This window comes from Pseudoalteromonas tunicata, from assembly GCF_002310815.1.
Classification (GTDB): Bacteria; Pseudomonadota; Gammaproteobacteria; order Enterobacterales; family Alteromonadaceae; genus Pseudoalteromonas; species Pseudoalteromonas tunicata.
This window is the reverse complement of sequence record NZ_CP011032.1, coordinates 155,654-168,618: the sequence shown is the minus strand read 5'-3', so window position 1 is coordinate 168,618 and position 12,965 is coordinate 155,654. Positions and strand designations below refer to the sequence as shown.

General features: G+C 41.5%; 12 protein-coding genes. 7 read left to right on the top strand and 5 right to left on the bottom strand.

The features are described from left to right. The first annotated feature begins 13 nt into the window (after window positions 1-13). The 4 genes from PTUN_RS00765 to hpf all read left to right on the top strand — a co-directional run bounded on the left by PTUN_RS00765 (window position 14) and on the right by hpf (window position 3,740). Complete coding sequence (locus PTUN_RS00765) at window positions 14-1,741, top strand: SLC13 family permease (RefSeq protein ID WP_009839207.1); 1,728 nt, start codon at window positions 14-16, stop codon at window positions 1,739-1,741. Window positions 1,742-1,750: 9 nt separating this feature from the next. Beyond that, a complete protein-coding gene (gene cysC / locus PTUN_RS00760; protein WP_009839208.1) occupies window positions 1,751-2,347 on the top strand; it encodes an adenylyl-sulfate kinase in 597 nt (198 codons plus the stop codon). A 4-nt stretch (window positions 2,348-2,351) separates the two neighbouring features. Continuing rightward, window positions 2,352-3,122 (top strand): 3'(2'),5'-bisphosphate nucleotidase CysQ, encoded by a 771-nt coding sequence (gene cysQ, locus PTUN_RS00755; RefSeq protein WP_040644044.1) that lies wholly within the window; start codon window positions 2,352-2,354, stop codon window positions 3,120-3,122. Window positions 3,123-3,383: 261 nt separating this feature from the next. After that, complete coding sequence (gene hpf / locus PTUN_RS00750) at window positions 3,384-3,740, top strand: ribosome hibernation-promoting factor, HPF/YfiA family (protein ID WP_009839210.1); 357 nt, start codon at window positions 3,384-3,386, stop codon at window positions 3,738-3,740. Between the two features lie 67 nt (window positions 3,741-3,807). Here hpf and PTUN_RS00745 read toward each other — a convergent pair whose 3' ends face one another. Continuing rightward, the gene (locus PTUN_RS00745) at window positions 3,808-4,332 is read right to left on the bottom strand and encodes a helix-turn-helix domain-containing protein (RefSeq protein WP_009839211.1); all 525 of its coding nucleotides are present in this window, start codon (window positions 4,330-4,332) and stop codon (window positions 3,808-3,810) included. A 185-nt stretch (window positions 4,333-4,517) separates the two neighbouring features. Here PTUN_RS00745 and PTUN_RS00740 point away from each other — a divergent pair, with 185 nt between their 5' ends. Next, window positions 4,518-4,988 carry a hypothetical protein gene (locus PTUN_RS00740; RefSeq protein WP_040644045.1) on the top strand — a complete coding sequence of 157 codons (471 nt, stop codon included), beginning with the start codon at window positions 4,518-4,520 and terminating at the stop codon, window positions 4,986-4,988. Window positions 4,989-5,006: 18 nt separating this feature from the next. On the opposite strand, the gene PTUN_RS00735 is transcribed toward PTUN_RS00740, so the two are convergent. The 4 genes from PTUN_RS00735 to PTUN_RS00720 all read right to left on the bottom strand — a co-directional run bounded on the left by PTUN_RS00735 (window position 5,007) and on the right by PTUN_RS00720 (window position 8,192). Then, window positions 5,007-5,237: a hypothetical protein gene (locus tag PTUN_RS00735; protein ID WP_009839213.1), complete on the bottom strand. Its 231-nt coding sequence runs from the start codon at window positions 5,235-5,237 to the stop codon at window positions 5,007-5,009. A gap of 225 nt (window positions 5,238-5,462) precedes the next feature. Beyond that, window positions 5,463-6,647: an NO-inducible flavohemoprotein gene (gene hmpA / locus PTUN_RS00730; RefSeq protein ID WP_009839215.1), complete on the bottom strand. Its 1,185-nt coding sequence runs from the start codon at window positions 6,645-6,647 to the stop codon at window positions 5,463-5,465. A gap of 35 nt (window positions 6,648-6,682) precedes the next feature. Continuing rightward, window positions 6,683-7,933, bottom strand: a complete 1,251-nt coding sequence (locus PTUN_RS00725; protein ID WP_009839216.1) for an NnrS family protein — start codon at window positions 7,931-7,933, stop codon at window positions 6,683-6,685. A gap of 1 nt (window position 7,934) precedes the next feature. Continuing rightward, window positions 7,935-8,192, bottom strand: coding sequence for a hypothetical protein (locus PTUN_RS00720; protein WP_009839217.1), 258 nt, complete (start codon window positions 8,190-8,192; stop codon window positions 7,935-7,937). 206 nt (window positions 8,193-8,398) lie between these two features. Here PTUN_RS00720 and norR point away from each other — a divergent pair, with 206 nt between their 5' ends. After that, window positions 8,399-9,979: a nitric oxide reductase transcriptional regulator NorR gene (gene norR / locus PTUN_RS00715; protein ID WP_009839218.1), complete on the top strand. Its 1,581-nt coding sequence runs from the start codon at window positions 8,399-8,401 to the stop codon at window positions 9,977-9,979. Window positions 9,980-10,256: 277 nt separating this feature from the next. Beyond that, window positions 10,257-12,890 (top strand): ExeM/NucH family extracellular endonuclease, encoded by a 2,634-nt coding sequence (locus PTUN_RS00710; protein WP_009839219.1) that lies wholly within the window; start codon window positions 10,257-10,259, stop codon window positions 12,888-12,890. The last annotated feature ends 75 nt before the right edge of the window (window positions 12,891-12,965 follow it).

The window sequence follows — 12,965 nt, the reverse complement described above, 5'->3', positions numbered from 1 at the left end:
GGAACACGCCATGATGTATCAGCAACTTGTATTAACCGGCATAATGCTCACGCTTGTTGGGTGTTTATTCGGCACGAAAATCAAGCCAGCATGGCTGTTCGCAGCAGCAATTGGAGCCTGTTTTTTAACAGGCTTAATTGAACTTGAACAAATGCTGCTTAATTTTGCCAATCCATCTTTAATCACATTAATTTTATTGGTGATTGTTTCAATTGGCATCGAAAAAACGACTTTAGTGCAAAAGTTGTCTCATGTATTAGCAAAAGGCAACTTGTTAAGCACCGTAGCTAAACTTGGGATCTCTACTGGGTTTTTATCTTCCTTTACCAACAATACTGCGGTTGTAGCAACGCTTATTTCAGCAGTAAAAGATAATCCAACCCATTCACCATCTAAGCTATTACTCCCGCTCAGTTATACCGCTATTTTAGGTGGTACATTAACCCTGATCGGTACTTCAACAAATTTAATCGTTAATGGTTTTGCCATTGAGGCAGGCATGGCACCGCTTGGTTTTTTTGATTTTACCATTGTCGGTTTAGCTGTTTTTACCGTTGGTTTAATCAGTTTGCTATTTTTAGTTCGCTTTTTGCCCGACAACGGCCGTAATGACCAAGAAGTCGTGCCTTTTTATGTTGAAGGTAAAATTCAAGCGGGCTCAAAACTGATTGGTAAAAGTGTTGAGCAAAATGGCTTACGTGACTTAAAAGACTTGTTTTTAGCCGAAATATTACGGGCAGAGCAACGTATTGTCGCGGTATCACCTAAAGAGGTACTGCAACAAGGCGATGTTTTACTGTTTGTCGGTGATATTAAGTCGGTGCCGCTATTGACCCAATTTGATGGTTTAAAAGTGGTGCACGATAAACACGAGATGACCATTGAACATTTAGTTGAAGTGGTGGTGAGCCATTCGTCGAAAAACATTGGGAAAACCCTTAAAGAAGCACGCTTTCGTGAACAATTTAATGCGGCTGTCATTGCAATTCGCCGTGGTCATGACCGCCTGCAAGGTGGTTTAGGTAAAATTCGTTTGCAAGCTGGTGATTCACTGATCTTAGCACCAAGCCCTAGCTTTTATGACGTACCTGACTTAAAACGTGAGTTTGTTTATATTTCAGGTCTCGATTTGCAATCTCATCTCAACGATAAAAAATCGTTTGCTGTGCTTGCCAGTTTTGTAGTGACTCTCGGCCTTGGTATCGCAGGCATAGTGCCATTAGTCAAAGGTTTGTTGGTTTTACTGATTGCCTACTTACTTTGCGGTATTGTTCGAGTCAACGAAGTAAAACGTCGTTTTCCGCTAGAACTTTTAGTGGTAGTCGGCAGCGCTATTGGCCTTGCTAAATTGATGATAGGCACAGGTGTAGCATCTGAAATATCTAATGCCATGCTGTATGTTTTAGGTGACTTTGGCCCTTATGGCGCTTTTATCGCGATTTTCTTAATGACCGTTATGTTTACCGAACTCATTACTAATAATGCCGCCGCCGCACTTTCCTTTCCTGTCGCTTATTCGCTAGCGATTGGTTTTGGTGTTGACCCATTACCTTATGTAATGGCGGTAGCATTTGGCGCTTCGGCCAGTTTTATTTCACCATTTGGCTATCAAACAAACTTAATGGTGTACAGCGCGGGTAATTATCGCCTTAAAGATTATTTTACTATTGGTGTGCCAATGTCGCTGGTTTACTCTATTACAGTGCTGACATTAATCCCGATAGTCTTTCCATTTAAATAAGGTTTTATGATGGATAACAATATTGTATGGCAGCATTATGCTGTTTCGAAACAAGACCGCAGTGAACAAAAGCAACATCGCCCTTGCATCATTTGGTTTACTGGCTTTTCTGGCTCAGGCAAAAGCACTGTTGCAGGTGCCCTTGAGCATGCGCTACATCAAGCCGGTGTGCATACCTATTTGCTTGATGGTGACAATGTGCGCCACGGTTTATGTAAAGATTTAGCTTTTAGCGATAGCGACCGCCAAGAAAATATTCGTCGCGTCGGTGAAGTTGCAAAACTGATGCTCGATGCTGGTTTAGTGGTGCTAACTGCTTTTATCTCTCCTTTTGCGGCAGAACGCAAAATGGTGCGGGATCTAGTGGCTGAGGGTGAGTTTATAGAAGTATTTTTAGATACGCCTTTAGCTGTTTGTGAGCAGCGCGATCCTAAAGGGCTTTATGTCAAAGCGCGTGCAGGTGAAATTAAACATTTCACCGGTATAGATTCAGAATACCAAATACCGGCAAATCCTGAAATTGTATTAGATACCAGTAAAAATCAATTAAGTGACTCAGTTGCTCAGTTAGTTAGTTATTTAAAACAACAACACATTATTGGATAAGCAAATGAACCAACACCACTTGCTCGACCAAGTCGTCGCGATTGCCAAAGCTGCCGGTGAAGCAGCAATGATCATTTATCAAAAAGATTTTAATATCGAATATAAAGGTGATGACAGCCCAGTTACCGACGCTGATTTAGCAGCCCACGCGGTGATTGTTAAAGGATTGAAAGCATTAACACCACACCTACCCATCCTCAGTGAAGAAAGTGCCGATATTAGCTGGGAAGAGCGCCGAACGTGGGAGGAATATTGGTTGGTTGACCCAATTGATGGCACGAAAGAGTTCATCAAAAAAAATGGCGAATTCACGGTTAATATTGCTTTGATCAAACAAGGTAAACCGGTTTTAGGGGTTGTTGATGCACCGGCGTTAAATGAAACCTATTTTGCCGAAGCAAGTCTTGGAGCATTTAAACAAGACAGCCAAGGCATTCATTCGCTTAAAGTCACTAAAAAAGCCAATAAAGGTTTAATTCGTGTGGTGGGCAGCCGCTCACATCCATCGCCAGATTTAGCCGCTTATTTAGAGCAATTTGAAGCGGTTGACATGGTACCAAAAGGCAGCTCACTTAAGCTGTGCCTAGTTGCAGAAGGCAAAGCCGATATCTATCCTCGATTGGGCCTTACTTCTGAATGGGATACCGGAGCGGGCCATGCAGTTGCCGAAATTGCTGGTGCAAGCATTACACAAATTGATGGCAGCCCCCTGACCTATAACCAAAAAGCACAGTACCTCAATCCTTATTTTATTGTGTCTGCTTTATTGGACTAACGCCTTGCAAAAAAACGCAGTAACTCTGTAAGGCTCAATTAATGTATTGAGCCTTATTTAATAAAATCACAATTTTTCAAGCCTGCTCATTTTATAAACAAATCTATAATTTCAATATCTTATAACTCATCCCAGCAGCAAAAAACTACGCCAAAACTCTCATTTTTGATGATTCACATCAAATAATATCGGTTCTTAGCTTGTGTTTTAGTCAAGTTACCCCAAACTTAGATAGTGAAGTAACAATAAAAAGGAAAAGCTATGAAAATAAATGTTTCTGGTCATCATGTCGACGTTACTGCTTCAGTTAGAGAACATGTCGGAGAAAAGTTTTCGAAAATCGCTACACACTTTCCATCTTTGATTGCATTAGACATTATTATTTCGAAGGAACACAATCAACACCAGGTTGAAATCAGTACCATTTATGAAGGCGTTCGCATCTCAGCAACTGGCGAAAATGATGTTATGTATCCTGCGATTGCCTCTGCAGCCAAAAAGTTAGACGCTGCACTTAAACACCGCAAAGGCCAATTAAAGGCTAACCTTCATGAAAAGCCTGTCAGTACCACACCTGAAATTGCGCACGAAATTATTCAAGAGATGGAATTAACCTAATCCATCCGTCTCTTTCTAAGGGCCTAAAAGGCCCTTTTTTATTTTAAGCATGGTCTATTTTTACATTTTAGCGGTTTAAAAAACGCTTGCTAGCCAACAATACGCCACCAACTAAAGCCAGCAAATAAGAAAGCACTAAAATAACCCGATTCTCAAACCGACTCACTCTTCGCTCACCCACAATCTCATAAATCACATCACCCTCGACGAATCTCTCTCCACGATAAAACTGTGTCACATTCACTACCCAAAACTGAGCTTGTTTAGCTTGGTAGGTAAAATAAGTCTCAGGATAAAAAAGCTCAAACTGTGCACACAACCACAAAAGCAAAGCCAGTAACAGCACAAAAGCAGACACTTTAGTGAAACGGTCTAGCGGATTTACAGCTTGAACTGTCTGTGGAATAAACTCTGTTAACGCGACACCATAACAAAGCGATAGTTTATCAATCACTTCCTCAGAGGGTAAGAATTGGCCATTTTCAAGTTTAGATAAATACGACTGCTGAATCCCTATCTCTCTGGCCGCAAACGCTTGGGTCCACTTTCTTTCGACGCGCAGTCGCTTCAGTTCTATTCCTAATGGCGGCATATGACGATTGCCCTCGTTATTATTATTTGGTGTATTATCGCTAAAAAGCGACGCCAGACCTAGCCTAAAACGAGTGATTCATTACTGTGAATAACAAGAATATCATGAATATTAGAAGGTTATGATTTATTCGAAACCACTAACGGTTATGCTTGTCACCTCAAAAACTGATGGAAAACACCAATATGAAGATCAAAATACAATACCTACTCGCTATGGTCACAACGCTCACTTTCGCCGGTACTATGGCGCAGGCTGAACCTGTTTTTGCGGTTAAAGCCGATATTTATCAGCTAGAAAGCGAGATCACCATCGACAGTAAAATAGAGGAAACCCTGAAATCTAAAGCGCCTATTCACCAACCAAGGCTACTCGCAGCGCTAGGAAAAACAGCCTTAATAGAAATGGGCAGCACCGAAAGGTTAACCGCACTTGAAGTGCTAACCACACCTGACGGCGCCCATTATAATGCGGCGATGAAACTGAAAGATAAAGTCGATGGCAAGTGGGAATCCATTACCTCGTTTATGCCTAACATCCCAAATGGTCAAACAGTCTATTTTAGTCGTAATGTTGCTGATAGCATTTGGCTGATTAAGCTCTCAGGCAAACGTTATGAGTCAGTACAATTGGGGCAAGATAGTTTTAAAAACTAAAAGTAACAAGCGCAGTATTTATTTATGCTGCGCTTGCTCATTTTGCATCAGCAAAATTGTTAGATAAATTTTGGTCGGCAAAGACATAATTAGTCCTAATGCGATACACGCCGCAATAATGATAATGCCTTTTACCCCCATAGTTTCATTAATTGCCAAACCCGTTAGCAAATAATGTCCCAACAAAATCAAACCAATACCACAAAACATGATGATTTTTAAATTACGGATTAATGGTGCAGTTTTCATTTACAAGCTCAGTAGTTGGCTATATTGCTAAGCTTAGTCAATACCACCACAAAGCCTTTGACCTAAATCAGCTTCTATTGCAATTATCGCAACTTCTTTATCTTTATTTATTGCAGCTAATTCCAATTAATTAAGCAAAAATGCATTCGTATAAATTAAAAAGAAACTTATCGGCCAGTAGTTACTGAGCCGCAAAGCTCAGTAAGCAATCGAGTGAAAGCTAGTTTACATTCCTTGGTGGGGTCCAAAAACCTCGTAATGAATTTGCTCAGCTACAACGCCAAGCGCAATCAATTGCCTGAAGATAGCTTGCATAAATCCAATTGGACCACACAAATAAAAGTGCCCATCATGTAATGGTAAATTACTAGCTAATGGCGCTAACTCCATCTGCCCACTAAAAATGGGGAGCTGCGTGACACCTTCGCGATACCAAGTGAACCGCTGAGCATTTAGCCGCTGACACAACGCCTCACTTTGGCTGGCAAAACTATGCTGCGCTTGATTTTCACAAGCGTGTAAAAAACTGACTTCATAACCATAACCTTGCTTGGCTAATGTTTCGAGCATGGCAAACATAGGGGTAATCCCGACTCCTGCTGAAATTAATACCACAGGAGATGCACGGTCTTGCCAATAAAAATCCCCCGCAGGCGGATATAAACTCACTTCGTCGCCTAGGTTGACTTCATCATGCAAATAATTTGAAACCACACCAACAAACGGGCTTTGTTCACGCTTAACCGAAATACGATAATTTTTGCCATTACTCGCTTGTGAAAGTGAATATTGGCGAATTTCATTGTACTCACTGTGCGTTGGCCGCACTTGTAGGCCAATGTATTGGCCTGGCAAATAAGCTAATACAGCTCGCTCATCTTTGGCTGTGAAAACAAAACTTGTTACTAGTTCAGATTCAACGATTTTTTCAGCCACAACAAATTGTCGCGTAGCTTGCCAGCCACCGTTTGCATCGGCACGCTCTTGGTATAATTGTGCTTCGCGAGCAATAAAAATATCTGCCAATATTTGATAAGCTGCCGCCCACGCAGCTAACACTTCTGTATTAAACACCTCTGGCGCCAGCTCTTCGAGAGTTGCCAGCAAATGCATGCCCACTACGGCATAATGTGCCGCTTGAATATTCATTGATGTATGCTTTTGAGCTATTCGTTCAACGGCATTCACTAATACCGCGACATTTTCAATATTTTTGGCATAAGCGGCAATGGCTTCAAAGAGTGCAACTTGCTGGCGGCCAGACTTTTGGTTACTCATATTAAAAATATGCTGTAACTCTGGGTGATGATGAAACAATCGCTGATAAAAATGAGCGGTTAATTTTGGCCCTGCACTTTCAAGCACACCTAAAGTGCTTTTAATCAATTGTAACTGCATGTCGTTTAACATAGTTTTCCTCAAAAATTAAACACAACTAAGCCCCATCAACTATGACGAGGCGCAAATAAAATAGGTAAATACACTTTTATAAAGAGTAGAAATGCCACAATCCAAAGCGCAGCACTCACACTCCAAGCCCACCAATAAAGCTGCAGCAAAACCAAAGTAAAACGAGCGAAAGTAGCCAAAATCAAACAAGCAAATGCTAAAACCATGAAACGAGATACCACAAGGGCACGACCGGTATGACCTAATGAAACACGGCTCATCATGGTGAGGATCATCAAACCAACCGCGCCAATAGTGATAATGTGTAATGCATTACTAAAATTAAGTGCAGGTAAAAAGTAGCTTAAACCAAGTAAGATTAGGCCCAACGCTAAGATGAAATACGACAGATGCAACGACCATAACAAGGCCACTTTTATGCTCTGAAAAGAATGCCAGTAAGTCATTCGCATCAAATGCAAACAGCCAGACCCCAGCATTAAATAACCAGGGCTAAAATAGAGTTCGATAAAATAACTGACAAAAAACCCCAAAACACCAAGTAATGAACTTAATAACAAAGTGACTTCGAGTATTTTTGGCGTCAGTCGAGGCGTCAATATCATACCAATACGAGCTAAGCCCGATTGCGTAAAAAATGGAATAACTCGCCCACCGAGCAAGCCTATCAATAGTGTAAAGAGCAGAATATTGGTTCTAACAAGATGAAGTGCTAACTGAGCATTTTGAGCAATTAAATCACTGTACAACACAGCTAAATTAAGCAGCATCATCATACTTAGCAGCACAACAAACACGTAATTACGACGATTACGGCTTTGCCAAATAGGTTTAGCTAAGTGATAAAGCACCAATAACCACCAGCTACCTTGCAACAGTAAAATAAACCAGCCAAGCTCTTTTTCGAGCAGCCAAAATGAAACTCGCACACTCAACCAAAGTGCAATTAAACACAACATAGCAGCAGGAGGTAAGGTTGAGCGCTTGGTCCAAGTTTGCACTGCGGTCAATAAAAATCCCACCGCTACCGTTGCAGCAAACCCATACACCATTTCATGGCTATGCCACACTACAGCCGTTAAATTTGGCCCAACAGTTAGTAAAGCCCCACTTAACAACCCAAGCCACATAAGTAAAACACACACACTCACAATACTGGCTAGTAAAAAGAGCGGTCTAAAAGCCATACTCAGTAGCGAGTGAGATAAAAATAAGCGGCTTGGCGATCTCTTGCTATCCTCTGGGCTGCTCGCTACTTGCCCACTTGGCATTATTAATTTATTCATTTTAAAACGCCGTGCTACCTAGGTTATATAAAGCAAAGCAACGCAATACATACGCAAGCTTAAAAACACCAGCAAAAATAATAGTCGCTAAATGTGCTGCAATTTGCAGGTACAAACTGAGATAGTCTGCAATGGCGTAACTCATGAATAAACAAATACCAAACAAGCAGAGATTTAATACCATGCTCCAGTTGGCAATGGTGAGCCAACGCCTAAGTTGCGCTTCGCTCGGTGCGGTGTGCCCTTCTATAAACACCATTATTAAAACCTTAAATTGTTCTGAGTCTATGCCCTGCTATAGCAATCAGAATGCCAACAATTTAACCGTTAAAAATCAGATGCTTAAATTTAAACAAAAATAAAAAGAGTCTTAATGACTCATTTTTTATTAAGTCATTAAATTAACAACGTGTCTTTTTGACTCAAAACTAAGCTACACTATAAAAAAATCGTTTGGATCAGATAATGACCATTTCCAATAGTGCACTGGTTGAATTAGCGCTCGATTTAACTAAAAGCTTAAATAACCAAGATCGCTTTGAACGATTGCTCGATACCATTCGTAAAACAATCCTCTGCGATGCTATAGCCTTGTTAATTTTACAGGGCAATCATTTAAAACCGGTTGCGATGCAAGGGCTTAGTCGGGATACATTAGGCCGTCGCTTTGTAATAAATGAACATCCAAGATTTGCCATTATCACGCAAGCCGAGCGTATTGTGCGCTTTGAACACAACAGCCCACTGCCTGATCCTTATGATGGGTTGTTACTTGATCGCGACGACGACTTACCCATGCACTCATGCATGGGATTCCCCTTAATTGCTCAAAATAAGCTGATAGGGGTACTCACCCTCGATAGCTTGGCACCCCATGTTTTTAGCAATATCAATGAGCGCACCCTCGATATTATTGCTGCAATGGCTGCGGCAACGCTTAATACCGCTATGAATCTTGAGCAACTCGAACTGTTGGCGAAACACAACCAAGAGGTGGTCGCCGAACTCACTCAAGAGGCGTGGCAAAAAGATGGCGGTGAAATCATCGGACAAAGCCCGGCGGTGCAGAATTTAAAAAATAATATTCAGATCGCGGCGGGATCAGATTTAACGATTCTAGTTTATGGTGAAACAGGTGTGGGTAAAGAGCTAGTCGCGCGAACGCTGCATCAATCGTCGCTACGCAATCACCAACCTTTGGTTTATGTTAACTGTGCCGCATTACCAGAAACACTGATCGAAAGTGAATTGTTTGGCCATGTAAAGGGCGCATTTACCGGTGCACTAAACAATCGAGCAGGTAAATTTGCCCTAGCGCACGGTGGCACAATCTTCCTTGATGAAATAGGCGAGCTGCCATTAATTGCACAAAGTAAATTATTAAGAGTGCTGCAAAATAATGAAATCCAGCCTGTTGGCCAAGACCAAGTACAACTAATTGATGTGCGAGTTGTTGCTGCCACTAATCGCGACCTTAAAACGGAGGTGGCTGAAGGCCGTTTTCGGGCCGACTTATTCCATCGTTTAAGTGCCTACCCCATTGAAGTTCCTGCGCTGCGCAATCGCGAAGGTGACGTCCATTTGTTAATTGGCTTTTTTTTAGAACAAGCCCGTCGCAAATTTGGCTTAACCCAATTAAAAATGAGTGCAGGACTGCAACTACAATTAACCCACTATAACTGGCCCGGTAATGTGCGCGAGCTAGAGCATTTAATTAACCGAGCAACTTTGCGCGCCAAAGCTCGCAACCAAAGCAACTATTTAGTGACCCTTGAACAGCAAGATTGTTTAGATACATTATTGCAAGATACTAAAGCTGTATTGTTGCAAAAACAGCCCGCTGACTTATTAAACATTGAGGGTACTCCAAACTGCTCACTCAAGGATGCAACACTTACTTTTCAACGAAAAATGATAATCACAGCCCTACATAAACACCAAGGTAAAATGAGCGCCGCAGCGCTTGAGCTACAACTTGACCGAGCAAATCTGGCTAGGTTATGTAAACGATTAAGTATTGTAATCACAAAAAATATTTCAGGTTAAATGCTGTGTGAGCGGGTTCACCCGCTCTTTTATTTAATAACAATCCATCTAAAAACAAAACAATCACTCCTATATATAAGATAATATTTGCTCTCTATTCGACAAATAAGAATAAAACATCCTGAATTTTAACTTCGGTAATCTTACTAATTTAATTGTTCCTCATATTGCGCAAATTGTAATGAAAATGTAACTTAGGGTTTTTACACTGGCTTTCCATTTATGGGGCTTTCTTTCACGCAATCAACATATGTTGTCTAACAACAGGAAAATAATAATGTCAAAACTAAAACTGGCACCGCTTGCTGCTTTTATTGCAGCTACTGTGGCTCCACTTCATGCTGAAATATTCATCTCTGAATATGTCGAAGGTAGCAGTAATAACAAAGCTATTGAGTTATACAACTCAGGTGACAGCGCAATTAGCTTGGCTGATTACCAGCTAAAATATTTTTTTAATGGTGCAACCACAGCTGGCCGCACCATTACGTTATCGGGTGACATTGCAGCAAAAGGTACTTTTGTGATCGCTCACTCAAGCGGTGTATCTGAGTTATTAGCACTGGCGAATATGACCGAGGGTGGCAGCTGGTTTAATGGTGATGATGCCATTACGCTCGAAAAAGCAGGTGTAATAGTCGATAGTTTTGGCCAAATAGGTTTCGACCCTGGTTCAAACTGGAATAATAATGGTGTTGCAAGTAGTGATCGCTCGCTACGTCGTAAAGATTCAATCAGCTCAGGCCGTCCTGATGCAAGTACTGAGTTTGTTATTGATGCCGAATGGGAAAATTTTGCTAAAGATGATTTCTCAGGTTTAGGACAACATGCGGGCGGCAATGGCGGCACAGATCCAGTAGACCCAGTTGAACCTCTCACATGTGGTAATGATGTGAGCCGTATTCATGCCATTCAAGGCGCAGGAAACGACAGTCCATTAGTAGGCCAAGTGGTTGAAGTGGAAGCAGTAGTCACTGCTGATTTTCAAGGTGCTGATCAGCTTAAAGGCTTTTTCATTCAAGAAACAGTAAATAATACCGACCTTGACCCACTGACATCAGAAGGGATTTTTGTAGCTTATACCGCAGATGACGTTAATGTAGGCGACCTTGTTCGTATTCGCGCGACCGTCAAAGAAACGTATAACGAGACCCAATTAAATACCGTCACGGCTTTAGCTCTTTGTGGTACAGCCGAAGTACCTGCTGCAACACAAATCTCACTACCGGTAAATTCACTTACTGACCTCGAAGCATTTGAAGGTATGAGTGTTGCTTTAAATCAGCCATTGTTTGTGGCTGATAATTATGGCCTTGGTCGCTTTGGTGAATTAAAACTGGCCACTGAGCGCTTGTATCAATCAACTCAAATTGCCACTCCAGGTGATGCAGCAAAAGCAGTTCAAGCGGCAAATCTATTAAAAGTAATCACGCTTGATGATGCATCAAATGTGCAAAACAGCGACCCTATTGCCTACCCAAGCCCTGCACTTGATGCCTACAACTCACTTCGTGCCGGTGATCAGGTTACAGGTTTAGCGGGGATTTTATCGTATAGCTTTAGCCAATACCGCATTCAACCTACTGTGACGCCTACTTTTGTTGCTAGCAATCCACGCCCTGAAATCATTGATTTACCAGAAGTAGGTGATTTACGGATCGCGAGCTTTAACGTACTCAATTATTTTAATGGTGATGGCCAAGGTGCAGGTTTCCCAACTAGCCGAGGTGCAGATTCACTTGCTGAGTTCGAGCGCCAACGCGACAAAATAATCACCGCGATTTTAGCACTTGATGCCGATGTGATTGGCTTGATGGAAATGGAAAATGACGGCTTTGGTCCCCAAAGCGCAGTGCAAGATTTAGTAAATGGCCTTAATGCCGTAGCAGGTGAAAATCAATTTGCTTTTGTTGATTTTAATGCTGAGCAAGTCGGCACTGACCAAATTATGTCTGCAATGATATATCGCACGAATCGGGTTGAACAAGTTGGCCAAGCGGCATTTACTACTGCTGAACCGTTTGATTATGGCAATCGCCCACCTATGATGCAAAGCTTCAAAGATTTATCACATGATGAAGTTTTTTCAGTTGTTGTTGCCCATTTACGTTCAAAAGGAAGTTGTAGCAAAGCAACTGATGGCGATGTGGACTCAGGTGATGGCCAAGGCTGTTGGAATGCCACCCGTGTTAATGCGGTAAACCAATTAACACAATGGATTGCAACAACACCCACCAATGTAGCTGATAGTGACGTGGTTATTTTAGGTGATATGAATGCCTACGCCATGGAAGACCCTATCACAACTTATGAAGCAAACGGCTTTATTAACCTTAAAAAAGCCATACATGGTAATACCTATGATTACTCATATATTTACCAAGGCTTAATGGGTAGCTTAGATCATGCGCTTGCAAGTAGCACTATGGCTGAAAAAGTGACTGGTATTACAGATTGGCATATCAATGCTGATGAACCTATCATTCTTGACTACAACCTTGAATATAAAACTGAACAGCAAAAAACGAGTTTATATGCCAGCAATGCTTATAGAGCATCTGACCATGATCCAATCATCATTGAAGTTAAAACTAAAGCTGAACCAACAGTTTTTGAAGGTGAAATTACTGGTTTAACGGGTTGGTTTTGGTGGAATAACTATCAAATTGACTTACCTGCAGGTTTTGACAACTTAACCATTAGTATCAGTGGCGGTCGAGGCGAAGCAGATTTATATGTACGCCAAGGTCAGCAACCAGGCTTTTTCAAATATGATTGCCGCCCGTATGTTTGGGGTACCAATGAAAGCTGCCACTTTGATGCACCTGCTGAAGGTAAATGGTTTGTCCGTACTCGTGGTTTCTTACCATATGCTGATGTTAAGTTAAGCTACAAAGCGACTAAAAACTAACATTGCGCCATATCAAAAAGGCTTCCTAGTGAAGCCTTTTTACTAATGCGTGTTGAATTAAGTTTACTACCTAAG